20 protein-coding genes and 2 pseudogenes are annotated in these 26,353 nt (G+C 46.9%); 6 read left to right on the plus strand and 16 right to left on the minus strand.

Annotation, left to right across the window (positions count from 1 at the left end):
* Positions 1-39: 39 nt before the first annotated feature.
* Positions 40-1,557, minus strand: a complete 1,518-nt coding sequence (gene dgcJ, locus RHD99_RS08325; protein WP_309878369.1) for a diguanylate cyclase DgcJ — start codon at positions 1,555-1,557, stop codon at positions 40-42.
* Positions 1,558-2,100: 543 nt separating this feature from the next.
* Between dgcJ and RHD99_RS24070 the strand changes: the two are divergent.
* Positions 2,101-2,292, plus strand: a pseudogene (locus RHD99_RS24070) (hypothetical protein); the annotation flags it as partial.
* 253 nt (positions 2,293-2,545) lie between these two features.
* Positions 2,546-2,704: pseudogene (locus tag RHD99_RS08330) on the plus strand (IS6 family transposase); the annotation flags it as partial.
* A 55-nt stretch (positions 2,705-2,759) separates the two neighbouring features.
* On the opposite strand, the gene RHD99_RS08335 reads toward RHD99_RS08330, so the two are convergent.
* The 14 genes from RHD99_RS08335 to RHD99_RS08400 form a co-directional block, all read right to left on the minus strand.
* Positions 2,760-2,984 carry a recombinase family protein gene (locus tag RHD99_RS08335; protein WP_309878370.1) on the minus strand — a complete coding sequence of 75 codons (225 nt, stop codon included), beginning with the start codon at positions 2,982-2,984 and terminating at the stop codon, positions 2,760-2,762.
* Positions 2,985-3,550: 566 nt separating this feature from the next.
* Complete coding sequence (locus tag RHD99_RS08340; protein WP_309878371.1) at positions 3,551-4,159, minus strand: YiiX/YebB-like N1pC/P60 family cysteine hydrolase; 609 nt, start codon at positions 4,157-4,159, stop codon at positions 3,551-3,553.
* Positions 4,104-4,499, minus strand: coding sequence for a DUF4878 domain-containing protein (locus RHD99_RS08345; protein ID WP_309878372.1), 396 nt, complete (start codon positions 4,497-4,499; stop codon positions 4,104-4,106). Before RHD99_RS08345 ends, RHD99_RS08340 begins: the two co-directional genes overlap by 56 nt.
* 840 nt (positions 4,500-5,339) lie before the next feature.
* A complete protein-coding gene (locus RHD99_RS08350; RefSeq protein ID WP_309878373.1) occupies positions 5,340-5,531 on the minus strand; it encodes a hypothetical protein in 192 nt (63 codons plus the stop codon).
* An 835-nt stretch (positions 5,532-6,366) separates the two neighbouring features.
* The gene (locus RHD99_RS08355; RefSeq protein WP_309878375.1) at positions 6,367-8,343 is read right to left on the minus strand and encodes an alkyl/aryl-sulfatase; all 1,977 of its coding nucleotides are present in this window, start codon (positions 8,341-8,343) and stop codon (positions 6,367-6,369) included.
* A gap of 617 nt (positions 8,344-8,960) precedes the next feature.
* On the minus strand, positions 8,961-9,881 hold the full coding sequence (locus RHD99_RS08360; RefSeq protein WP_309878377.1) for a LysR family transcriptional regulator: 921 nt from the start codon (positions 9,879-9,881) through the stop codon (positions 8,961-8,963).
* Between the two features lie 463 nt (positions 9,882-10,344).
* Positions 10,345-11,964 carry a mechanosensitive ion channel family protein gene (locus RHD99_RS08365; protein WP_374708462.1) on the minus strand — a complete coding sequence of 540 codons (1,620 nt, stop codon included), beginning with the start codon at positions 11,962-11,964 and terminating at the stop codon, positions 10,345-10,347.
* 841 nt (positions 11,965-12,805) lie between these two features.
* The gene (gene mgtS / locus RHD99_RS08370) at positions 12,806-12,901 is read right to left on the minus strand and encodes a protein MgtS (protein ID WP_309878379.1); all 96 of its coding nucleotides are present in this window, start codon (positions 12,899-12,901) and stop codon (positions 12,806-12,808) included.
* Between the two features lie 514 nt (positions 12,902-13,415).
* On the minus strand, positions 13,416-13,892 hold the full coding sequence (locus RHD99_RS08375; protein ID WP_309878381.1) for a hypothetical protein: 477 nt from the start codon (positions 13,890-13,892) through the stop codon (positions 13,416-13,418).
* A gap of 355 nt (positions 13,893-14,247) precedes the next feature.
* Entirely contained in the window at positions 14,248-15,264 is a 1,017-nt protein-coding gene (locus tag RHD99_RS08380; RefSeq protein WP_309878383.1) for a hypothetical protein, read from the minus strand.
* A gap of 637 nt (positions 15,265-15,901) precedes the next feature.
* Complete coding sequence (locus RHD99_RS08385) at positions 15,902-16,888, minus strand: fimbrial protein (RefSeq protein WP_309878384.1); 987 nt, start codon at positions 16,886-16,888, stop codon at positions 15,902-15,904.
* Between the two features lie 90 nt (positions 16,889-16,978).
* Positions 16,979-19,576, minus strand: a complete 2,598-nt coding sequence (locus RHD99_RS08390; RefSeq protein ID WP_309878385.1) for a fimbria/pilus outer membrane usher protein — start codon at positions 19,574-19,576, stop codon at positions 16,979-16,981.
* 114 nt (positions 19,577-19,690) lie between these two features.
* The gene (locus tag RHD99_RS08395; RefSeq protein WP_309878387.1) at positions 19,691-20,443 is read right to left on the minus strand and encodes a fimbria/pilus periplasmic chaperone; all 753 of its coding nucleotides are present in this window, start codon (positions 20,441-20,443) and stop codon (positions 19,691-19,693) included.
* 71 nt (positions 20,444-20,514) lie between these two features.
* Positions 20,515-21,045, minus strand: coding sequence for a fimbrial protein (locus tag RHD99_RS08400; protein WP_309878389.1), 531 nt, complete (start codon positions 21,043-21,045; stop codon positions 20,515-20,517).
* 666 nt (positions 21,046-21,711) lie between these two features.
* Between RHD99_RS08400 and RHD99_RS08405 the strand changes: the two genes are divergently transcribed.
* The 4 genes from RHD99_RS08405 (at position 21,712) to RHD99_RS08420 (ending at position 24,959) form a co-directional block, all read left to right on the plus strand.
* On the plus strand, positions 21,712-22,377 hold the full coding sequence (locus RHD99_RS08405) for a hypothetical protein (RefSeq protein ID WP_309878391.1): 666 nt from the start codon (positions 21,712-21,714) through the stop codon (positions 22,375-22,377).
* 500 nt (positions 22,378-22,877) lie between these two features.
* The gene (locus RHD99_RS08410) at positions 22,878-23,231 is read left to right on the plus strand and encodes a type II toxin-antitoxin system RelE/ParE family toxin (protein ID WP_309878393.1); all 354 of its coding nucleotides are present in this window, start codon (positions 22,878-22,880) and stop codon (positions 23,229-23,231) included.
* Positions 23,232-23,235: 4 nt separating this feature from the next.
* A complete protein-coding gene (proR, locus tag RHD99_RS08415) occupies positions 23,236-23,538 on the plus strand; it encodes a transcriptional regulator ProR (RefSeq protein ID WP_309878396.1) in 303 nt (100 codons plus the stop codon).
* A gap of 533 nt (positions 23,539-24,071) precedes the next feature.
* Positions 24,072-24,959: an integrase domain-containing protein gene (locus tag RHD99_RS08420; protein ID WP_309878398.1), complete on the plus strand. Its 888-nt coding sequence runs from the start codon at positions 24,072-24,074 to the stop codon at positions 24,957-24,959.
* 619 nt (positions 24,960-25,578) lie between these two features.
* Here RHD99_RS08420 and RHD99_RS08425 read toward each other — a convergent pair.
* The gene (locus RHD99_RS08425; protein ID WP_309878399.1) at positions 25,579-25,854 is read right to left on the minus strand and encodes a hypothetical protein; all 276 of its coding nucleotides are present in this window, start codon (positions 25,852-25,854) and stop codon (positions 25,579-25,581) included.
* Between the last annotated feature and the right edge of the window lie 499 nt (positions 25,855-26,353).

The following is a 26,353-nucleotide window of genomic DNA, read 5'->3' on the forward strand; positions in this document are numbered from 1 at the left end:
GGATATGCAATTCTTTACAGATTGGGCGTCAATAAACCTTTATTGGCGTTCATTATATTTGCTGCGTTTATGCTGATAGAGTAAATTGTCTGCTCTCAGCATTGCCGCCTCCAGCGTATCGTCCTGATTTAGCTGATACGAACCCCAGGAAAATGCCACCAGTTTGTCTTTATCAATGGCGAGTAAATGCTTTTGCACACGAGCAATAACATCACGGGATTTTTTCAAAGAATAATCAATAAGGACCAAACAGAATTCATCCCCCCCAAGTCGTATGCCGTAATCGCTTTTGCGAATAGCATTGCGCAGCGCTAAACCCAGATATTGTATTGCTTTGTCACCCATGTGGTGGCCGAGGGTATCGTTTATTTTTTTTAGCCCATCGCTATCAATGGCAATAACCGTAACGGGAATATTCCTGTCAACAAGAGCCCGAATTTTTTGCTCAAACTCAGGCGTAATGACTTTTCTGTTGTACATCCCGGTCATCGCGTCCGTAATGTTATCCCTGGATAGCGCTTCTTGCCTCATGAGTTGTTTACGGGCATATCGACATAAAATCCAGGTCGTCATAACGTAAAGTAAGACCAGCCAGAGATTAGCAATAATGACATAAATAGCATCCAGCTTAATATGCAGGGTGTAATACTGGGTGATGGTGCCTTCATAATTAATTAAATCAAAAGATTTAATAATCGGCTCATGGAAAATGATATTTGACCCGGTGGCATTGTCAGTCACATATAAAGAAAGAAATTTCCACAGCAGAGGTCGATCTACCGTTTTAAACGAAACAGCAAGATCATTAATGTTGACGTCAGTAATCAGGATGCCTTTCACTTTATCATTCAGGAATACCGGAGCAAGCATGCTGATGATATTATTCTTTGTGTAACCATCCTGATAAATATGAGAAACAATGGTTGCTCCCTGGAAGAGATCATTCAGTGCATTGTCATCAATGGTGATAGTGTGTCCGCTACGGACGATATTGATTCCGCTGCCATTGTTCTCTAACCAGTTACTGAAGGTATAGTCGTGCGTATTGACCAGTTGGTTGATGTAAATATAGTTATGTGAAAGATCGATGTAGTATCTGATATTCCTGAAGGCGTAACCCGTATAGTTTGAAAAACTGTATTTTGGTAATGCGCCGTTTTCAGCTTGATGAATAATGGATAAAGCACCCGTGTCTTTGCCCCATTCCTCACATGAAGGGTTCCGTGTCTGAAGCGTTCCTTCCAGATTTTTCATGGTTTTTGCCACAAGGTTAAATCCGGAAATATCCCCTACGGTTTCAACATGCTGACAGACTTCTGGCCGTTTATTCTCGTCAGGATTACCTGAGGATTGCCTGGAAAAGAATGCCCGCGAAAGCCGGTTGGCGATATTCTGGTTGATAGACTCTTCATGGAAAAGGGCTGATTTGCCATTCTCGGCAACATATTCCATATAGTTCTGTAAATTGCGAGCTTCATGGAATACCAGAGCGGCGAAAAGTGAAGTGGTACAAGCCAAGATTAATACAATCGCACTAATATATTTTTGCCTGGACAAGATGGTTCACTCCCTGTTTGACCACCACGAAATAACGGCAAGTATAGCACTTGTTCACCTCGCCAGGGGGCCTGTATTGGCGTGAGCTCATTATCTGAGCCTTTGAAATATAGGGGTTAACGTCTGATTTTGTCTCTTTGACGGGCGTCAAAAACAGCAAAAACAAAAAAGCCCGCTTAGTTTCCTAAGCGGGCTCTCGAATTTGGCTCCTCTGACTGGACTCGATTGTTCAGCTAACTTACTGTTTTTAAATCTGTTAATTTTGCCATTACCTCGGCAGGGCCACCATAAAGGCCCCCGTATGTTAATACTGTGTTTTTTTGATCAGAATCACAAAAAACTTATTTTGTTGTAAAAACAACGTAAGCATTCGGTGAACTCATCTTCACAGGTATTTTCAGTCAGTTAGCATTATCGGCATCACTTAACCGTACTTACCGGAGACAATCGTTGCCAGTAAAACGCTGGTCCATTGAATAGAAAAAACAACATGTCGAAAACAGGCGCGCCAGTGGCTTTACCCGACAGCAATATTGCGAGCACCACGCTATTTCCTTGAACTCAATTCGCGAATGGCCGCAAGATGTCGCCAAAGCTGGATGCAGAGCAAATGAATTAGGCCTGCTTCCCGTAAACATCGCCACCCAGTCTTCTGCTGAAAACTCACCGCAAGTCGTGAACGATCCTATAAGCTGTTTTTGCCCGAGGCAACCGCATGAACTGTTACACCACTAAGCTCATGCGGATGCCTTCAGGGCACTCAAACAGGCACTAATGGAATAGACGTCCCCAATTAAACGGCATCAGAGTGCCAGAATGAGAGTGTGTCAAACACGATCGAATATGCGTTTTGTTCCGGTAAAAACAGAGGAGCAGCCAAGTGTGTTGTCTCTGCATCGTGCCCGGAAAGCTGAGTGACTTTATCGGCACTGTTGCAAGTCCACAGCGCTGATAAAATTCGTTTCCGTTTTCACCGGTGACGCTAATCATGAACGTATTCAAAGGCCGGCATTTCAGTCGTGACATTATTCTGTGGGCGGTACGCTGGTACTGTAAATACGGGATCAGTTATCGTGAACTACAGGAAATGCTGGCCGAGCGTGGTGTCAGCGTCGACCACACCACGCTTTACCGCTGGGTTCAGCGCTAGGCACTGTTGCAAAGTTTGATTTCTCCGAAAAACGGAGGGTTGCAACCACAGCTTATAGTGTCTTCCTTCGGATTGGCTGACAAAATGTGCTAGAGAAATATGCTGCGGTGAAACTTTGCAACAGTGCCCGTTTACTTGCCGGAACTGCTCCACTTATACCTTCATCGCAAAATTCAAAATCCCCTTCACACAAGTAACCCGCATCAATAATCTGGCGACGCTGGTTCTCAGTGGCCTGGTCGTTTGTTGAAACTCTCAGGTAAGTGATGACGGCCATTCTATTTGCCTTAATATGTTCGTAAAGTTAGTTCGTATAACATATCGTTCGTAAATTACAAATTAAATCTTTTAGAACTATCAAACGAGCTTCTTTAGTCGTGTTCGTAAAGGAGTACCTTTGTGAACGAGTGGGGGACAGGCGGTTTCCCAAACGCAGCTAAATAATTCCGTTCAGCCCGCAGCCGTCACTGGACATTTTTTCCGTCAGTGCCGGATGGCCTGGTAAAAAGTTTCTGATCAGGAAGGAATACGAAGTGGTGGGGCAGTGAGGAAGAAAACAGAGCACAACATGTGGTAGCAACGAAGCGGGAAGGGATACTGTATGTTGATTATCCACAGAAGCGGGGGATAAGTGCGGGATAACTGGACAGAATTACGGTTTTGTCCATTCTGGCAGTTGTTCTGCCCCAGCCATGGCGGCCATGAACGTCTCAGGGCGTAAAGCGGACATACCGAGCACCGGAATATATAATTGGGGTGCCAATCACAGCCCGGCTGATTCAGTTGCCCCGCTTAATCTTGGATTAGCTTGGACATTATGGTTATTTTGTTTTGTGGAATGGATTAATAAACTGTTGCCACAACGGGTTTTACGTTAGCGGAGCCAATAATATTTTCAGGCATGATTACCGAGGAATGGAACATCGGAATGTTTATTTTCTTACTGCCAGTAGAAATGTTAACGCTGGCTGCTTCCCAGGACTTTGTGACCAGTTTTGTACAGTATATTCCTTCTTTCGTTGTCACCGAAAAAGGGGTTCCTGTATAAGAAAGTGCTTTTTTTACGGCTAATTCGTGCTTCTTAATACTGGCCTCAACTTGATAATAGAATACCTTTCTATTGATGGCTTTTGAAATAAAAAAATCAAGGGAGTCGATGACAACACCATCCTGTGTGCCTGGATGTTCGCTTGGTGTTGAATGAATAACCAATACACGTCCATTCACGGCATACACCATTCCAACATGGCTGTAGCCTGTGGAGTCCATCGTTCTTATTATCGAGCTAATGGCTTCATCGCCTGTTCGAAAAATCAGGTCTCCACTCACAACACCCGCAGGTAAGCCACTCCCCCATACACATAAGGGGAGTGCTATTACGAAAATGGATATAGCTTTAACCCAGAACAACTTTCCACTCTTTATTTTTCTGGCGTAAGCGGAACGTTTCATTTTTAACTGTTTTGTCCTTAAACGTAACCTCCAGTGTGACAAGTGTCATTGTGTTATCTGTAGATGCTTTTTCATTTTTAACTACAATATCTTTGGTTCCGCCGTGCTGCTTCATTTTTCCTGACGTTTCGCCAATGATCATTTGCAGTTTGCCTTTAACCTGCATTTCATTTTTGGCATCATCATCGTTGAGATATAACATTGAATATGCCTTATCAACATCTTGCTTCTCAACTGCCCTGTAAAAATCCAGGGCTACATCAGAGGGTTTTTTATCACCACAACCAAAGAGGGTTAGACTCGCAACCAATAACAATGCTATTCCTATAATATTCTTCATTCACAATTCCTTCGTTTGTATTAAAAATTTAATTTCTGGGAACAAATCCTCCAGTAAGGGAATGTTTGACCAATTACTTTAGCCTCATCACGGATGAACTGAGAATTAAGTTAACGTTGAGCATAACAAAAGGGATCACGTGCTACACAACACACTTCTCAAATCTCATCGAGCGGGTACCCTGCAGTAGAACACTGCATTTTCTAGGGACAGAGCTCTTTCGTATGAAACATGGTCAATTTTTTGGCGCGATTTATATCCCATAAACCCTCACTCATTTTTGCCAATTGATTGTACTATGACAGGCCATAATATTTTTTACTGCCATCTTAATATGTGTTTTTTAGTTATTCAAAACTGCGACATATTTTCTATGGCTGCTTGCAAATATTGCAGAAGGAGGCTCATTGAAGTGGCAGGTTAACAGAGCTCAAAAGCCCTTGCGTTTTGGCGGTGCAGTGGCCGAAAGTAGATTAATATTGAACATTCAGACGGAGCGCTAAGAGCCGAAACGTCGATAACCACTTCTTCTATAGCCACCTTTTTGAGTTGACAGATAGGTATTAACTTCCGCTGTTCGCTCAAAGCTGCCAGTCAGATACTTTGAACTCCTGAAGGTGTTTCGGCAGCTATTCTGCATACATGGACAGAATGCGCTGTATGTCCAATGTGGTGAGGGAATTAGCAGGGAAGGGGGGTCCGGTGCCTGGATCAAGCCCGAACGCAGACACCGGAGCGCCAAAGTGCGACGCCCGGATAGTTTACCGCAACTCACCTTATTTTATATATTACATTTCTGACTTCACATACGAAAACAGAACTATTCTTTACCTATTTAAATCATTTTACATATATGACGGAAATATTTGGATAGTGTTCAATATTTACTACTTCCACCAGTTCAGAACCGAACAAAACCTTCACTTTATCACCAATAGATACGGGGTTTTGGAAGCTGTATAAAGAATTTTTATCCCATGTTGGAATCGTTCCATTCTTGACTACTTCATATTGGTATGTTTTTTTAAACATAATTGCAAAATATCCTTTTATTGTTGTTTCATTGCCTCGCTAAGAGACCCCACGAACGTAAACTATATTAAAAACCAAAACGCCAAGACCTAGCAAGATTAGCATATATCACTCTTTATTTCCGGTGTTCATTGATTTCGGGTAAATAGATTCGTTTTTTGCATTTATGCCATGAATGGTTATGGTCTTTTCATCAGGTAGCTTAAATTCTTCTTTAGACGGTTGTACATGCGGTTTTCTTTATGAACTATAGTTCACAGTAGATTAGGTGATATTTGAAAGTGATGTAACTGGACAGAATAACCTTAACGTCCAGGGGGATGCGGGGATTAAACAGACGTATAGGAAGGGACGCTGTACGCCTTTAGAGTGAAGAATTATGGAGCGTGACGGTTACAGCCGAACCTTTGACGTTCCAGCGAATCCCTCTGTTTCCAGATATGGCCTGTCACTTTCACGTCCTAGGTGCTGGCTACAGCCGCAAACAGTGCGGGGGCGTTATCGACATCATCAGGGATAAGATTGTGCGACAGCGGAAAATGCTTGTTCATCGTCCGGATGACGGCGATAAGTGCGTCCTTTGTCCGGGCACGGTGCGACCATTTACGGGGGCCGTTCATCACGGGCTCCGTTTGGGAAACGGAAAATATTGTACGCTAAGGTGATTTTTTGTACTGTCTGATGTTAATTAGCTATAAAGGGGTCAGTTTGGATATAGAGAATTATTGTACGGTAAGTCTATTTTTTGAACATTATTACCTATAGCAGTAGGGTGTGTGCAACTGGCACAAATTCAGTTAAGTTCCCTGAGGCGTTTAAGCCTCAGGGGGTTTATTTATGGTGTCACAATATTGAACCAGAACTCGAACTTGTCCATATAGCCCAACATTTCGTCCATCTTCGCACCGTTACCGGTTATCTTCACATCACCTTTATCTTCAGCCTGTTTCAGCGTTTCTTCTTTCAGGATGATCTTATTCAGCGTGTCACGGTTCAGCGTAATCGTGGCGTCGGCGTCTTTCGCTTCGGCGTTAACGGTGTGGTTCAGTACACCGTTTTCCAGCTCCAGCTTGTACTTGCCGCCATCATTGCCCAAATCGATATTAAATACCGCTTTGGCATTACCTGCTTTTTCACCGTTGATGTGAACGGCAAGGTAGTCGAAGAACATTTCAGGCGTCATAGCACGAACGGTATCCGGGCTTGCCGTATTCGGTGTTGGCCCTTTCACCACGCCATTACGCAACTCCTGAGCACCGGTCAGATAGAAGTTACGCCATGGGCCAGACTCTGCCTGATAACCCAACTGTTCCAGCGCATCCGCTTCAAGGTTACGTGCATTCTGGTTATTCGGATCGGCGAATACGACTTTACTGACAACCTGTGCCACCCAACGGTAATTACCCTGAGCAAAGTCAGTTTTCGCTTTCTGAAGAATCGCATCGGCACCGCCCATGTACTCAACAAATTTCTTCGCCGCTTCTTCTGGTGGCAGTTCGTCGAGGGTTGCCGGGTTGCCATCGTACCAGCCGAGGTACAGCACATAGGTCGCTTTCACGTCATGGCTGACTGAACCGTAGTAACCACGGTTAGCCCAGGTTTTCGCCAGACTGTCCGGCAGCCTGAAGTTTGCCGCAATTTCATCGCGAGTCAGGCCTTCGTTTGCCATACGCAGGGTCTGGTCGTTGATATAACGATACAGGTCACGCTGGCTCTTCAGCAGGCCAACCACATTATCGTTACCCCAGGTTGGCCAGTGGTGCTGAGCCATAATAATTTCGGCTTTGTCACCCCAGCGAACGATAGCTTCGTTAATGTATTTCGACCATGGCAGCGGTTCACGAATTTTCGCACCGCGTAACGAATAGGTATTGTGCAGGGTATGGGTCACGTCCTCTGCAGCTTCGATGAGCTTTTTCTCTTCGATATACCACAGCATCTCAGACGGGGCTTCAGAACCAGGCGCCAGCATAAAGTCATAAGTCAGGCCATCAATGACCTCTTTTTGACCATCTTTTTCGATGATATTCGTTGGCGCAATCAGCGTAACGGTACCCGCAGACGTTGTGGTGCCTAAACCAGCACCAACCTGTCCAGTCGCTTCCGGTTTCAGCAGGTTGCCATACATATAGCTGGCACGGCGGCTCATGACATTCCCGGCCATAATGTTTTCAGCAACGGCGGCTTCCATGAAGCCAGCAGGCGCATACACTTTTACCTTACCGGACTTCACATCTGCTTCATCGACCACACCACGCACGCCGCCGTAATGGTCAACGTGGCTGTGGGTATAAATGATGGCGACGACAGGTTTGTTGCCACGGTTTTTAAAATATAAGTCCATGCCAACTTTTGCTGTTTCAGCTGAAACAAGCGGATCGACGACGGTAATCCCTTCTTTACCCTCAATGATGGTCATATTGGATAAATCAAGGTTACGGACCTGGTAAACGCCGTCTGTGACTTCGAAAAGACCGCTGATATTGATGAGCTGGGACTGACGCCACAGGCTTGGGTTCACTGTATCTGGCGCTTTCTCTCCTTCTTTAATAAAAGCGTACTGCTGTGGATCCCAGACCACATTTCCCTGCTCACCTTTGATGATGTCAGAAGGCAAAGGTGCTATGAACCCCTTATGCGCATTAGCAAAATCAGTATTATCAGAAAAAGGTAACTGGCTGTAGAGCGCATCGTTTGCTTGGCGGGTTGCCTGAGTCGCCTCTTTAGGAGCAACTTCTGCGTAGGTTGGCAGTATGACAGTTGACAGAAGTCCAGCGATTGCCAGCCCTCTTGCGATAGGTTTTAATTTCATTTTAATCCTTCTGTTGAATCAGTAGAACAATGTTTTACTTCAAACTGTAGTCAAGATTTTACATATTACAAAGTATTTGCTGCGAAGAATGAAATAGCGATCTGATATGTGATATTTTCAGATATTACTTGGTATAAAAAATAGTTCAGTTGCATTAGTTTTGAGCAAGTTACCATGGTATTTTTTAGCTTCTTCCTTCCTGGGTATTTTACGTCATCATGGTGAAGTCGAAGGTACGAATCTAGATAAACATGGGATTGGCGTAGTAGTGTTGGGTATATTTAATGTCAATGGCATCGATAATAAATGGTAGCAATTGGACAAAGCAAATGTCTGGATAATCGAGTGAAATATGATTGTGAAAAAATAAAATGCAACCTGTGCTGGGATTCAAATTGTTTCAACGTATCCAGACGCTCTGGTGAGCATTAGACTGCTTCATATAATACTAAAATGGAAATGTTAGCATTCCATAGGTGGATATTAATAACCAGTGGAACAATTTCATTTATTGATTTTCTAAATGACGGAAGGGTGTATTGATGCTGATATTGTCAGCATCAATGTAATACAAAAAAGCAATGCGCTGTTTTACATTGCCTTGATTTGGTACGGCTTTATTTTCCAACTAGCTTGTTAATTTCGCTAAATACTCGGTTGATGTTAATATCATTGAGAGACTGGTTGTGGAAGTGAAGATAGTAATCTGAGTGGATATCAACTTCAAATGGAATATCGAAAATATTTACTGGTAGAATTGTTTTTAAAAAACTGGAAAACATCCGAGGGATAATCATAATATTGTCGCTATTTGCGCAAAGTAGCATCATATTGAGTGATGATGAGGTGTTTACTAAAATGTTTCGATAGTTACGCACATCATTCAACGTCACTGCATCACCTACCATTGATGTCATACCATAATCTGCACGAGTCCAACGAACGTGCTCATTAGAATGCCAGTCATCAACCGTTAGTTGGTTTTTTATTGTGGGGTGAGATTGGCTCACCATCGCTTGTGTATTACTGCTTAATAGCTTATAGACAGTTATCGAATTATCCTTGGGAAGCTCGGTCCCTATATCGATGTCCACTTTACGATTGCGTAAATTATTTGTCCTTTCTTCATCAGTAAAAGGATGAGGAATGAAAGTCAGTGAAACCCCTTCTTTTTTAAGTGAACCGTTTCTCAGTAATGACATGGAAAGCCAAAACTCAAAAAAGGTATAGGTGCTGATAACTATTTCTTTAATGTGACCACTATCAGTATTCGTATCGGTAATATCTAAACCGTCGTTGATCAAAGACATTGCCTTGACGTATCGGGAATTGAGGTCAATAGCAAGAGTGGTAGGTACAACGCCGCTCTTTGAGCGGGTTAAAATGGGGTTAGCGGTAATATCCCTAAGCTTATTGATAGCATAGGTTATTGAAGAAGGAGATACGGATAACATTTCGGCTGCAGCGGTCACGCTTTTACATTCCAAAACTGCATTGAGAATTTTTAAGGACTTCAGCTCAATCTTTTCGCGACTCATTGTTTTTCCCATACGAAAATGACGTAAACTTATCTGTATGACTATAAACCGTAAGATAATTTTCTCCAGTTTTGTTTACGGGGTTTTAAGGCCACTGTGTTGGAAGCGTAAGCCAAGAGGGCACTGTTGCAAAGTTTGATTTCTCCGAAAAACGGAGGGCTGCAACCACAACTTATTGTGTCTTCCTTCGGATTGGCTGACAAAATGTGCCAGAGAAATATGCTGCGGTGAAACTTTGCAACAGTGCCCTTTTAACTACCATGATAATTTCTGTTCGGTACAACTCAGCACATCTGTTCGGACATGGCTATATCTCGCTCCAGAAGGCTGGAAAACCAGCCTTAGCGTGGGATAAGCATGTGGTACACCCAGTTATACTGCCTCACCAGTTCCAGCGCACAATCCAACCGTTCTGAAAGGTTCGTTAAGTACATTTTTTGAGCAACAACAATCCGTAGGCGTACTATTGCTCTGTTGTTTTATCAGGCTCAATGGCGGGAGCCGCAAACCAGTTATTACGTGCCACTATCACTGCTTTTTCTGGCTGCCCCTCATAGTTTGGCGACATAATCTGCACGTTGAATTCGTTAAATACATCCTGAATATGGCTGTGCAATTCACTTTTCACGCCCACCAAAGATTCGCCAGGACACAGTTTTACCTGCAATTCATAGGCGACATACGAGTCCAGTAAATTAAGCTGTCGCACCAGTGGTACTGTATTTTTGTCAATGCCATTGGTCCGTTTGGCCGCCAGCTCCAGCATCGCGTGAACCTGCCGCCATGGGGTGTCGTAACCGATGGTGACGCTGGTCGTCAGGTTGATACCACCACACGGATTCTGCGTGCTGAGATTGGTAATGGTACCGCTGACCACCACCGCATTCGGCACCGTGACAATGTAATTTTGGTGGGTCATAATTTTAGTCGCCAACATGCCGACTTCATTTACCAGCCCTTCGTTATCGCCGATAGAAATCATATCTCCCTTGCGCAGCGCACGGGAATACGTCAGCACCAGACCACTCATAGCATGGTTCATTACCCCTGCCGAGCCGAGCGTCAACATCAAACCGAAGAACACGCTGATCCCCTTAAAGGCCACAGAATCAGCACCGGGCAGGAACGGGTAAGCGGCTGAAAGAGCGAATAGCCACACCATCACGGAAATAAGTTTGCGCGTTGCACCCACCGTTTCCGGGTGCAAACCTGGCAGCGTCAATTTGCCGGTTTCAACACGGGTAAGCATTATTTTTAGTAGTTTGAGAATAAATGCCGTGATTAAAAAAATAATCAAAACAATCAATAATCCGGGAAATGCCGAGGCGATGGATAAAGCAATTGTCTGAATAACACCAATCGACCAGGTCCCTAATGATTCTCCCCAAACTCGCGTCCACGGAAAGAGCAGGAAGACTGAACTCAGCCAGACATAAAACGCCGTAAGCCCCAGTAATATCATCAGCAAACCGTAGAAGTAGCCTTCGATTGCGCCCACCAACTCGCGCCATTTAGCGGGGACTAAGCCCTTTTTAAGACTGGTCGGCTCTTCGAAGTAACGTTTTACTCGTCTCCAGGATTTGAAGGCGACGTAAAGCAGCAGCCCTAAAGCAAGCGTGGCCGCCACGGTTTTCAGCGTAGCAATGGCGAGATATGACGAAGAATACTGGTCTCGCAATGAAATTCGTTGTGCATCCAGACGAGCTAAAACACGTTGAGCGGCCTGGTCGAGCGTTAAGTCATCACCTTCATCCAAATCGCCCTCCGTCAGTAGCATTAGTACCTTGCCATTAATCGTAAATAGCCGCCCCGCCTGGTTATAGCGTTTTACCGGAGTAATTTTCACCGGCTGACGAATATCCTCTTCATTTAAAGAAGGCAGAGTCGCCCGGATACGCAGCACGCGTTCTTCGGGCGTCGTCAGCCCAAATTTGGCCTGCAACATTACAATCGGTTTATGAAAAACATAAACCGTTCTTGCTTTATCTTGCTCAGTGGGAAGTTGTCGTGGTTCAGCCGCTTGCAACATGCAAGAGGTATACAGAGTTGTCCATGCTAAAAAAATCAGCAGCGCCCTAATCATATTTATCGCCAGAAAAAATGTGTTTGTTTTTATTATTCAATCACACAAGATTAATCGCAATCGAGGAACATCTGATTTGATCATCGAAGGGCCCACCTGGAACTCGTAAATTATCCCACGTTAAGAAATTTGAGCTTAATGAGTGGTTTCGTTCGATTATTAGGAAGTACCAGAGGTAAGGAATGTATGGAGTTTCGTGCTGCCCGTAAATTGATTTTCTTACTTACGCACACCTTCCCCGAGAAATATCCGAAAAGGTGTTTCACGCTAAAATTTAATCAGACTGTCTGCAGCTGAACTTTCGCTCCCTAACAGAGTTGGTTTAATGAGGTTTTTATATCGATGGTTAATCAATCTGTACACACAAAATCTGTTGTTGACAAAATCGCCGGCACAATTTGTCTGTCATCGGGTACATTTTAAGATATTGGCTGTATCAACAAGAATGTATAAATAATATGGTTTTATCGCAAATTATATTAGAAGATAGCAGAGTTTCCGAGAGAGTCCTTTATCCCCGACCTGTTCGGGGATTTTTTACCTGTTATTCAGGCTGCCAGCTTTCGTCATCCAAATATTACCGGCTCTAAGCTTAATGCAACACACCTCTTGCGGGTGTGTACTCCTGAGCGTGAGGCTTGCTGAGAAGCACAGGAGGAGATGCTCTGGTTGCAATGTGGCTTTACAGTCTGCTGGCTACTAAGGTCAAAGCGAATACTTTTTTCTCACCTGTATTTCATTCCTGGTGAGAGCTGGAATTGAGCAGGGTCAATTACTTGAAGTTAAGGCCCATGTGCGAAATGCAGCAAGGGGCCGTATGGATTGGGAATATCACCGTTCATCAGTCATCCCATTTATGGCTGAAATATGCAGAAAGAAAACCCGAAAATACGATTAATCCTAAAATCGCGAGAAAAACATGCATACTTTCCAGCATGATTAACCTCCTTGATATTAAAAGATTACGATAAATTCCTCACTTTCCCTTATTAGCCGCGATGGAGTGAGAATACCGGATTCAATCTAAATCAACTGTTAATTATGTGAATAATTTCAGTGGTTGTGTAAGTTTTTTGTGAAAATACCGTGAAATAATTGCGAAATATTTCTGGGTAAACCGCCAACCGCGTCGGGGGGAAGACATACCGTCCGGGCCACGCCTTGGTGAACAGTAGCACACAGCTGGCGTGAGCGTGGCTGTCCTGCAGCCACAGTCTTTTGTCTTCCCTCTGCCTTACTTTATGCTCTGCATTATCTATATTGAGGTGAGTTTGGACATCGGAAAACATTGTCCGTTCAGAGCATAATTTAACCGCTTCTATACCAGCCAAACGGCATATCGTGCGGGAGCCCCCTTCACCGATAACGCAACCGTACGATATTGTCAGTTTCCCAAAAATTTCCTTAAAGGGCAGCAGAAGATTAAGGGCTGAGAGCCAACCCTCATCTCATCAAGCGAATGCCGAAATCATCTTGAAGAAGTTTTCTTGGTTGAACACAGTACGCTGAGCAGGGGTATTCCCTACACCACCAGAGACAATTACCCATCCAGGTATTTTGCTTATTCCATCTTTCCAGTGGATATTGAATTTAGATGTGCCTGGTGCCCGGCCAGGGTTATGAATAGTTACTTCGAGGCAACCTTTCACCCCAACGTAAAAGAGTCCTTCAGGGATAATTTTTAGTGTTTTACCACCATTTTTTAAGGTGAGATTTGATACTTCAAATCGGTCAGTATTCTCAGTCACTAGAGTTGTACTGGCACTAGCGGTTACTGGCGATCCATCAAACCATTCCATTATTTCTTGAATCAGTGCTTTTGTGTCTTCCTGGAATGCAAATACATCGCGTTTAAAGGCTTCTTCGCCTTCTTTTAGTGCATTGGCATTCGTTTCTAATTTCTGGAAAAACGCATCTTTTTCTGACATATTGGAATCCTCTTTTTAAGGTACCAACGATATGGGGGGGATTGTTCGCTGTTTCAACAAGTAGCGGGCAGGAAAAGTAATAAAACTAAAACACATGATGACACATTACATCCTTGAAACATTCAGGGAAAAAATAGCGTGCAATGGTACATTTGAAAAAACACCCATTATGTACATAATAAATACCATTAATGTACATGATGTTTATTATCAACTAATAATTTATCTGAACACTTTCCGAGGGCGCAAGGGTTGTAAGTTGGAATCGCCGAAATTTCAGCCCACAGTATCAACCCCTTAATCTGGGTTGGATACCTGGACAAATGCAGGTCGAGCTGATTTCAAATTTAGGTCACTACAACATCTGCTTTAATTTTCGCTTAATCAAAAAAACTAGAGCTATTGACATGGAAATGGCTCCGAAAATAAAAATGGCGAGACTAAACGTAAATTCTCTAATAGCGCCATCTTCTGAAAAATTGAACACTATTAATGTGACCATACATATCAGAGTAGCTAAAAGCACAAACCACGACATCTCTATTAGAGAAGAATACAGAATATTTGTTTTTTCAAACAGATCCCTATCCAGCCTGTCAGATAAATTCCTAGCCAAAACATCGTTGACGGCTTTCATATCGATGACATTATTATGGAATGCCAAATCCTCCCGGCAACTCAATTCGTTATCCAGAAGTTTCGATATTGATGGATAATGCGCAGGCCATTTACCATAAATAGTTACCCCATAAGCTCTTAGTAAAGGAAGTGCATAATTGTAATGACTGATTTTCTGTGCGTATCGCCCGTCTAACACCGCCCAGACATCTATTCCTCCGGCCACGTTCAGCACATAGAGAGAAATACGCTCTGCTTCGGGATAATCATGGGTAAAGACACGTGCAGGTATATGCTCGATCTTATGATATCGGCAGAAGTTCACCCTGTTTTTCCCCTCGGAGGGACAATATAAGCCGAATTGAGGAATAAAGGTGTAGCTTGTACTTTCAAGGCCAAACCTTGAAAAAATATGGCGTTTTATTTTACGTTCATCTTCTTTATCACAATAACGATCCGGCCACCATCGCCAACTGCAACCGAAAGTATGTGATGTAGGAACTAATAACTCCTCTTCTTGCTGAGGTTCCCAGTCAGAAGGAAGGAAGGGGATTATATTGCAGAAGAAACTCAGCCCGAAATGGGGACCAAATTCTCCCCCGGCAGAGAAACCGTGTAAATCATGAGAAATATTCTCTGGAGAGGATCGGCCAGCTATATCTATACGGTATTTATGGGTTACAAACTCTCTTGCCGCTACAGCAACCTCATCAGGCAGATATGATAAATCTGCACGTTTCAGACTCTCGTCCATATCAGCAAAGATTCCTTTCAGTTAACATTGGTCCTCACCCCCCCTAATATCATTCTTATATATTAGTGAATACGCGGTAAGTTTGAGTAAAAATATACAAAAGGTGATGATTTCAGAGCCTTTTCAGATGAAAAAAAGAAGAAACAGACTCGATGATATCGAAGTTAAATTTGCTGTTATCGCCACAATATGTGTATTCCTTTTCATCCTGTTTATTGGCTTTCCGGTTCCGTCGTATTAGGGGTGAGTTTGGATGTCGGAAGTTATTGTATGATAAGCCTTTTTTTGAAAAGACTTATCATACAATAGGGTGTTCTCCAGCGCTATAGGGTGCTTTCAGAGGATTTTCCTTTAATCGGATAACCTAAATGGGATACAGCAGGGGCGATAACTTAAAAGCGATAGGTGTTGACGCTAAATCAATCCGTTATGTATCTCGGTTGGTTAAATAATGCGCCTAACGTACAAAAATTTCCGATCTACAAACTGACCCCGTAAAGGGCAGGCTGAATCATTTTACTATGGTCACCCCTGGGCGAGATGCGTCTGGTGAGCAGAGTGTTTGAAATTTAGAGCATTTCAGCAACACCAGAGGCTTCATTATTACAATCTTTGCAACAGTGCCCACAGTATTGCTTTACTGGTAAGAGAGTGTGTAGGTGGCAATTGATTTCAGCGTTCCAGGAGTAATGGTACCAGTACGGATATATCGAACAGACAGTGGAATATTGATATACGGGGACCCAGCTGTTGTGCCAATAACAATCTGATTGGTATTGCCAGCGATAGCCGAATCAGGGCCCATCAGGATTGGGCGATTCTGGCCATCGAGAAACTGGAACGCCACGCCGCCTGAAGTAGAACCGGCAGCAGGTTTCAGAATGCTGGTCCTGTTGGACGGATCCGTGCTGTCGGTCAGCGTCAGCGCGAGTTTAATATCTGTGGCCGGGCAGGTTAAATCCAGATTGAAAATTTTCGGCGCAGCCGTTGCACCGTCAGAGGCCAAATCGCTGACATTAATGTCATCCAGATTCACGGTGAGATTTTTCTGGGGAATGGAGCAACTCGATGATGATAACGAACCCGATGCGGCACCGGAAAGGGGCTTGTTCTGCTCCCATGTCCCGGCAACATCAGATTCTGTATACCATAACCTCATATTCGGCACGGTGGTCAGATTGCCACTGCCAGGCGCCGTACCTGTCACCACAAACTCTACTTTCACTGTGGCCATTCGCTGTTGGTAAGCGGAGCCTGTCGTCCAGGCACAAGTAAAGGCAGTTTTGTCTGTTCCCGTCAGAATAACATTATCAGCATTGGTGCAATCTGGCGCACTGACGGTATAGCGTACGCCGAGATTAGTGATATTCGTCTGATAAACATCGTTATACCCGGGTGAGAGCGTTCCTGTAGCCTGAAGGTCGACTCTGCTAGTGTAGCTTATTGTCCCTGAGTCCACGTTCCTGCATTGCAGGATAAAATCGGTATTTACCGTGCTTACAATGCTGCCAGGTGCGGCATTTGCAGGCACGGAGATTGCCCCGGCGGCGACAGCGTCATTGCCGTTTAAGGTGTTACAGCTTGAAGCAGCATGAACGGCCTCTGCGCTCGTCAATAAAGCCATGCAAAAAAATAATTTGAATAAAGCTTTCAATGTTCATTTCTCCGGATACGGTAATTTTTCATTTTGCTGCATTGATTATGGCTTGCAGCATTACCGGCACGCCGCCTCAACCTGGCGATAACCTGTTGCGGTTTCTTCTGTTTTCTCAGGCACAACATAGTTCAGCGAACAACTTTCTCCAGCCTGGTCGCCCCATTTCACATTCAGCGTGCCCTTTTCAGGCAGACCGCGCAGCAGAACTTGTCCCGCCTGACCGACCATCGACACCCGTCTGTGGTCTTTGTCCAGCACGTCGGCACCAAATGGCAGTGGTTTGCCATTGCTCATTACCCCTCTTACCAGCACCGGCTTACCGACCACCGTGTCAAATTTCAGTCGCGAGATGGAGCCGTAGCGCGGAACGGTGTTAGCCGAACCACTTTGTATTTCAACATCCGACGACGCACGATTCGGGTCAATCAGCACACTGTTATTCTGGTAAGGCGACAGCGAGGTCACCACGGTATTGCCCCACCAACCCACGGTCCCGCCGGAGCCACCGATAACTTCTGCACCGTTCGCGCCGTCGGCTTCTACAATGGCCATGGTTTCGCCCTGGGAAGAGGTCATGGCAATGCCGCCGGCATAACCAATGACAGTACCGCGGGCCGAAAGTGAATACTGGGTTGAATCACCACTGCGTGACGCCGAGCCCCCCACACCCATCAGCGAACCGTTGTAGTTAACGTTGCCGCCATATTGCTGACTTGAATTATTCGCGTCATGGTTGTAACCCGCATAAGCATTATAGTTTACCTGGTTACGGTCGCCTGCCGACCCGCTCAGGTTACTTTGCAGGTTGTAGCGCCCCTTATCCTGATAATTCAGTGTACTGCTCAGCATCGCCCCGTGACTGCCGCCCAGCGGCAGGCTGTACATCACCGATATCTGGTTGTCGTACTCGCCATTGGTCGCCGTCCTGCTGGCGGTAATGTTCACAAATCCCCAGGAAAAACTGGTGCCGTATCCGGCCTGATAGGTCGTTGAGCGTGTTTTATTGGTCCATGATGACTCTGTTATTCCGCTGAGATAGACATTTCCCCAGTCACCAATCGGCTGACTGACGTTTAACTGAAAGCGCTGGCGGGGACGGTAAACACTGCCGCCCGGATTGCCTTTCAGTTGGGCAAAGTTTTGCATAGAGAGATAGTCAGAGCTGGAGAAGCGGTACGCGGCCAGCGCCAGGTCGGTACTGGTGGTATCCAGCCGCTTACTGTACGTCACGCGATAACTCTGTCCGTTCATCGACTCATCTGTTTCCTGCGTTTTCGGCAGGCCGCTGGCGTGGGATGTCGTGACATCGAGAGCCACGGCACCAAAACCTGTATTCAGCGCCACACCTGCCAGCAGGGAGGAGTAGTCATTCGCCATGATGCCGCCACCATAAGCGGTGACACGGTTACTCAGGCCACGGCGATAGGTTCCCTGCAGGAACTTAGGCATCGCCGACGATGAGGCAAAAGCACTGTTATCACGGTAGACCCCTGCTGTTGCACTGAACCGGGAAACGCCGGGGCGCAACAACTGGCTGACGGAGGCGTAAGGCACCACAAAGCTGCGGGTGCGGCCATCGGCTTCGGTTATCGTGACGTTAAGGTCACCCGCATACCCGGTATTGGGCATATCGTTAATCGCAAACGGCCCTGGCGCCACGGATGTTTCATAGACGACCTGATTGCCCTGGCGTACGGTGATTTTGGCGTTGGTTTCTGCCACACCGCGAATTTCTGGTGCAAATCCTTTTTCAGAATACGGCATCATGCGTTCATCGCTGGCCACCTGCACACCGGTAAACGGAATGGCATCAAAAAGGTCGCCCGGAGTATAGTATTGCCCCACCGTCGCCATGGCTTCAAGCGAACCGATATCGTGCTGAGCATAGGTGCTGATGCTGTTATAACTGCTGTCGCGGGTACTACCGGAACGGCTTTCCGACTCATTAATACTCAGCGAGCCGTTATGGCGAATATTCCAGCCCAGCAGGTTCAGGCCGGTGTTCAGTCCGAGATAGTAGTTTTTGCTTTCAGTTCCGCCTGCCGAATGTGACTGATAGGCGTTGGCGTTATAGCTGACAAATCCGGCATTGATCCCCTTATCCCAGAACTCCGGTGCGACATAGCCGCCCAGGCGCGAGTTGAGATAGATTTGCGGAATACTCAGGTGAGCTTCGAGCGCTTCCGCGTCAAGGGTGACCGTGCTGTCAGGCAACATGACGGCCAGTTCAACACAATCACTGGTGAGTGTGGCGGTGACTTTTCCGGCATCCGGTAATTTGCTGAGATTCAGCCCCCACTGAGCAACGTCTTTACCGCGGAAACAGACTTTACTGGTGCTATTTTCTCCCTGGGAGATGCGTACAAAACCGCGCCCCTGGAACTGGTCGTTAATGAAAATATCGAGCTGATATTCACCCGCAACCAGACTGTTCCCTTTCTCAAAACGAGAGATGTCGATGGATTTATCCACTCCGCCGAGAAAAGCGCTGTTAAAGGTCACCGCTTCTGCATCATCGGTGTCCTCTGCCAGTGCAGCAGGTGAAATCCCCAGGCCAAGGAAGGCAGCCAGCAGCGCCCCGGATAATAAAGGGCGGTGCTGAGCTGAGAATAAAGACTGATACAATGCTGAATGTTTAAATAACTTGTGATTCACTTTATACACCATCATCATTATTATTTTGACATCCAGCATTTACTGCAACAAATATGCAACGCTCATTGGATTTCAAAAACAAAATAAAATTATTATTGTCAGTCTTTATTATTATCAGTTATTCCTGACAGTAGATTTTCCTTTTACCTGGCTACCAAAGTCATTAATCCACGAATAGGTGACGGTAGCCTGGCTGGAAGGGGAACCGTTTAATCCTTTCAGGATAAAATCCTGGCTCCCTTTCGGTGGCACCATTCCGCCGGTCTCGTTTGAGTAGGCTTTACCCCCGACGGTCACAGCAACGTTGCTCATTGAGACGTTAAATGCAGACGGGTTTACGGCCCGCAGTGCATAACCCTTCGGCGTATTTACTGCTTGCCACGTCAGTTCACTGGCGGCTTTTTCAGGGCTCCCCGGCAAACCATCTGGTCGATAGAACACTTTAATACGGGTGCGCAGTGCCACCTGGATACTGTTTTTGTCTGCACTGGCCCTGGAGTCAGGTGGAACATCCAGCATGTTGTACCAGAACACGGATTCCCGGTCAGATGGCAGGGCAGACGACCCCAGATAAGTCATGCGGATCAACTGTTTCTTGCCCGCATCCACACGAGTAATCGGTGGCGTCACGACAAAGGGTGCGGTGCTCTGGCTGGGCTCCTGGCGGGCATCCCCGCTGTCGATCCATGACTGAACCAGCGCGGGACGAGTGTCCGTATTGGTCAGCTGAATAGTGATATCGTGCTGCTTTGCCGGGTAAATCAGCCGTGTTCCGGAGACCACGACGCTTGCCTGCGCAGCAGGGTAAACACCCAGTAACATCGCGGCCAGACTGCACAGTGTCAAAATACGGTGAGAACTTTTCATCTGTTTATCTCCTGATTAAAAGGAAGGAAGGAAGAAATATTCCTTCCTTTTGATTCTAGATGCGCAGACTGTTACTGGTAGTCGAGAGAGAAAACAGCTTTGGTGGAAACATCACCTTCGCCAGCTGCCGCAGTTTTAGCGATATACTGGGCGTAATATTCCAGGGTGGCGGCATCACCTGTAATGGTTTCATACGGGTTGGTGTCGTTAGTTCTCAGGTCAATGACACCCTGAGTTTTATTCAACAACTGCACTTCAACGTTGGTCGCTGGTGTCCCCGTTGCGGCAATGTTAAGCAGGTTGCCGGTGCTGGAGTTCACGTTGGTGGTGTTAAAGAATGCGCGCACAGAGCCGGTATCAGAGCAGTTGGTCAGATCAATTTTGACAAGTGTTTTACCCGCAACATCTTCTGCCGCTGACAGTGCAGAGGTTGATACCGTTGGCAGGGTCACAGTGCCGTCAGCACCAGCGCCACCGATATCGATATCACAGGTGGTGCCGGTAATTTTGCCGTTAATGGTAATGCTGCCATCAGAAGCAAAAGCACCCGTGGACAATAAACCGAAGCCGACAAACGCGGTCGCTAATAATGTTTTTTTCATTTAAGTATATCTCTGGATATAAGAATGGTATTTGGCCTGATTATTTATTAGCAGGAACATCACGTTCATATCTGCCAGGTATAAATAATCATATGCTTTTCGTTATAATCATAACGTGAATGAACTATATACAGAGCTTACAAACACTACCATTGAAAACGAAATTCTAATTCTTAGAATAATGCAGTTGAAACTATATATATGCTCCATTCCTGAAATCACGCGCGAGAAAAGGCTGACACCGGATAACGCCGCGCGGCGGCTCCGGTTCTCACGTTAACAGTCTGAGTTTTTAACTGATTATGCGATGTTGATCTGGTCGGGCGGCGCATCCCGTCACGGGGAAATATATCCCGCGTGGCTGGCATCCAGATAATCAGACCACCATTGCATCATCTGTGTTCATACGTCCAGATGCACAGCTTTGTGGAGTATGTGGGATCATCAACCTGGCTTCCGGTTGAATTCGATGGTAGCACAGACGGCTTAAGGTCAAGGATAAGCAATAATACTTCAGTTTATGACGGAAAAAGGTTGACTATTGAGAACGGGGTGGGTATCTGTTGAACACTTGCTGTGTGTTTTTGCAGCATATTAAGCGGCATCCCGGAGTGCGCTAACACTGCCGGAATGCCTGACCACAAACCGTTAATGAAGGTAACAGTTATGGCTAATCAAGAGCATACCCAAACTCGCCCCAAAAATCGTGTTTTTCTGCGTTCGGGGGCAATTTCTTCCTCCTGCCACCACGCCACATACCCCGGCGACCCGGAAATCATCACTGCACCTGTGCCGCTGGTGTCAAGTGATTCACCGGAAAGTTCACTGCGCCTGCTCGACTGCAACTGCTCCCTGCTGGAATTTATCACTGTGCTGAGCCAGCGCATCAATGATCCGCTGGAACAATACCTTCCGGATCTGATTGATATCACCGCCGAAGTTGTCCGTGAACTTGACGAGAGTGTGGTGAGTGTTCTGGATATGGTGCAGGCCATGGAAGATAATCCGGTCTGCGAATGCCCTGCACCTGGCACGGAGGCGTGGGATGAAATGCTTGCCAGGGCTGAACCGGAAGAGCGCCATATCCAGCAGGATAGGCCTGAAGATACGCGACGTCTGGCCCGGCTTAACGTGGCCCTGCTGACCTGTGTTCACAGTAGTATCCACAGCCAGGATGAAGACCTTCAGCGATTTACCGATGATATGCTGACGCTTGCTCTGGGGCTCTCCTGCGCCTTTAACCGAAGCGCTGAAGATACGTTGCCGGAGGGTGACTGTCTCCATGATTATTGCCGCATGTGCCGGGGGCGCAAAAATACACATCGGCAATAATTACGTTTATCAGTGAACAGTAAAAGCAAGGAGAAACTCCTGATAATCAAAAAAGAGTTTCTCCTTTTTTATGCGGCATCTGCTGCTGTAATCTCTGACAGTGCTAATCACTGTCTTCGGACAGCCCCTTTGGCTTCATGGCCTTCGGAAGCCTCCTGAGTAATCAGGCCGGTCAGCCCAAACGCTTCACGACCTGAAAGAAGCAGCTAAAACCCTGCGGTCACTTGTTGTAAAACCGGTGCAGCCATCTGCAAGCACCGGGGCGTTGAAAATAGCGTCGGAGGTCGATGTTCCAGCACCCAGGTCACTTCACGGCGCCAGCCTGCTGGCGACATCTCACACTCAGCCGGACATTCTCCCGGTCACATTCACACCTGTTGCTTATAGCGCCATCTATCTGAAGGCTGCGGTCTGTCTCTGCCGTCAGGCACCGAATGCTGCCTGCGGTAATAGCACTGGATCTATATAGCATTCAATCTATAATTATACGGAGGATGTTAATGTGGACGATAAAAACGACAGACACATTTGATACCTGGCTCTGCTCGCTGAATGACACGGACAGACGCAGCGTACTGGCAGCACTGGTTATTCTGCAGGAAAAGGGACCCGGGTTGCACAGACCGTTTGCGGATACGCTGAAAGGCACCCGCTTCAGCAATCTTAAAGAGCTGCGTGTTCAGAGTCGCGGCACCCCCATTCGGGCATTTTTCGCTTTTGCACCCGACCGCAATGGGATAGTGCTATGCGGTGGGCATAAAGCGGGAAATGAAAAGCGTTTCTACCTGGACATGGTTGCACTGGCTGAACGTGAGTACGCAACTTACCTGAATAATCCGGAACCGAAGGGGTAACGATATGGGCAGCACACTGGAAGAGCTTCTGGCGCGGGAAACACCAGAAGGTATCGCCGAAGTGGAAAAAATCGCAGCAGAGATGCGTTTCAATATTCATCTCGCAGAACTACGTGAGAAGGTGGACAAAACGCAGGCTGATATGGCTCAGGCTCTGGGCATCAGACAGCCGACAGTGGCGGTACTGGAAAGGCCTGGTCGGGATCTGAAACTGTCGACGCTCAGGCGTTATGTCGAGGCGGCAGGCGGTAAGCTCAGCATCACTGTTGAACTGCCGGATGGCACTCACTACGGCTTTACACTGTAACCCCTGCCGGTGCTCCCTTGCGGAGCGCCGCTTTTCCTCCGATATTCCGGCTGCGGCCTGCATTGCCGCCAGGCTTTGCACCGCGTGACCGGAAATCTGCACCAGAAACCGACAACCCCACTTCTGCACCAGCTCCAGTGCGTCACTTTAGCCGTGATAACGGGAAAGTGACGCACTCAGCCCACACGACGCTGCACCAGCACTGATGCGCGCTCCAGCCCTGCACCAGACCCGAACGGGATTCTGACACCGCCATTCTGGCCCATTCAACGATTTATTTTAACGTTAAGGATACATGAACCGATACCGGAGGAGGATAAGGAGTATCCCGGGATAACCCGCGCAAGCGGGCGGCTGCTCAGAGAGCAAAACCGATGCCCCACAACACCTCAACAGCGACCCGCCCCGGCGCTCAGGTATCGTTCGCAGCCCGATTAAACGGGCTATCGGCCAACGCGCCGGGGAAAAGTTGTTGTTAAGGTTTTTTGGGCAGGGCGACTGCTGCGGCAGTCATGAAGTGAGGAAAGCAGAAAATGAGCCGTCTGGAGCAGGAAATGAGAACGCTGGCACAGCAGGCGGGTGGCAGCCATAAAACGGTCCACGACCGGATGGCGCTGGCGCAGCGATTCTGCGCTCGTTTGATTCACGAGCAGAATGTGCAAATCCGCCGCGTGGATCAACTGAAAGCGAGGCATATTGAGGGGTATATACAAAACCGGCTGGCGCAGAGCATAAACAAACGTTCGCTGCAAAATGAAATGTCGGCGCTTCGCCAGATACTGATACGGGCTGGACGGGATAAGCTGGCGCACAGTGCGCGGTTGTCAAATGTCGCCCTCGGTCTGGCTGGTGCATCACGCCATGGCACCCACCTTGCGATAACGCCTGAGCGATACCAGAATGCCCTTGCCGCTGCACAACAGAAAGATGCAGGGCTGGCGGCAGCCATGGCGCTGGCGCGAATGATGGGCCTGCGATCGGAGGAAGCGGTGCAGTGCGGGCAGTCGCTGAACACCTGGCAGAAAGCACTGGCGAAGGGTGCTGCCTCCCTGCGAATTGTCTTCGGCACCAAAGGTGGACGGCCCCGCGATACGCACGTTCTGGACGCTGGCGCAGTTAAAAAAGCCGTGGACAACGCGCTGGCTGTGGCAGAAGACCGGAACGGCAGGTTGATTGACAAACCCGATCTGAAATCAGCGATGAAATACTGGCACAGCCAGGCGGGACGAATGGGACTAAAGGGCGAATATTCCCCGCATTCCCTGCGGTATGCCTGGGCGCAGGATGCGCTGGCCTGTTATCTGGTGCAGGGATACAGCGAAAAAGAAGCGCTGGCGCAAACCGCAATGGATTTGGGTCACGGTGACGGGCGAGGGCGCTGGGTGGCGCAAATTTATGGGCGAAAAGAAGAGGCTGGCTGACGGTGATTATCTTCATCATCTGACTGGGATATCAACCGAAAATGCTCATCGTTACTCCAGTCGTTACGCAGTAACATTGTGTTTTTTTGTTACTGCGTAACAGATGAGGAGATAATACAGAACGGCCCGGCGTCGCCAGTATGAGTTCAGCTAAATGTTACAATTCTATTCACACGGGAATAAACCGGGTCACTTTCTGATTGATGCAGGATTATTGATAGCTCACACCAGTGATGCGAGACACCCATTGTGACTGGACAATACCGGGAAGGCATTATCTGCCGCAGGTCGTGATGTTACTGCGTAACGCAAAGGAATGCTGCGCCAGGGAAAAGGGCCAGGGGCAAAGGAATATAAGGGTAAAGGGCAGTAAGGGGTAACAGCGCCAACCCGTAAAGGTCGGTAGCAAAGGGCTTAAAGGGCGTATCTGATGCAGTTACGTATACATACAACGGGTAGCCAGACCCGCGCCGCTGAGATCTGGTGCAGATTGCGGAGAAATTTTCATTCTGGTGCAACATTAAAAAGCAGCCTCCGACCATGCGGATGCTGCTTTGTGCGTATTACCTCTACTGGCTGGGGGAGCAGGGCCTGTACGCTCAGGTGTTACATAGTAACGTTATTTCTTCTTGTTACTGCGTAACGCTTGCATGGACAGATCCAGATAGCGATCATCCTCCTCTTCATTCAGGGACTGTCTCAGACTCTGCTCCGCCTGAAGAATAAGCTGTTCCAGCATTTCACGCTGAGATTTCCCGTGATGCAGTGACAGCCGCTTCAGGGCTGTTTTGGCCCCGAACAGCAATTCAGTGTTCAGCCGGGCGGTATAGTTTTCCTGGCGCACCCGCGTATTGGTACGGTATCTGGTCTGTCGTTCTGCATTTGTCATGGTCATTCAGGTGTCCTCCTTGTTTCGTTACGCAGTAATGCTTGCACCCCTGGAGCAAGCATTACTGCGTAACGCATGGTAAAGAACTGGGCCAGTACGGAAAAGACTAAAAGGTTGTCTCTGGTGTAATTAAGTGAAGTGGGCATCGTCGCATGCCTGTCACACCCACAGCTGCATTCTGATACAGTTCAGGGCATATCGGTGCGTCAGTGCTGGTACATATTACGGGAACAAATCATCATTTTTGCTGGTGTAATACCGTGTAATCACATTCAACTCGTCAGCTGTGTAAATTTTCTTTAGCCGCTCGTTCGCGAATTATCCGGTCATCGCCAAAATAGTCGGAATGACTAGGGTCTGCTGTGCGCGAAGAGCGGAAGTTCATAATTGGTGATGGCATTACTAACGTCGCGATCTGTTAACCATCGGGGAACTGGTCACCTGTAACATATCAATCGAATGTTGTATTATTGTTGCCATAGGAAAAATCTGCTTTAAAGCGGTT

It is taken from the genome of Buttiauxella selenatireducens (assembly GCF_031432975.1).
Taxonomy (GTDB): Bacteria; Pseudomonadota; Gammaproteobacteria; order Enterobacterales; family Enterobacteriaceae; genus Buttiauxella; species Buttiauxella selenatireducens.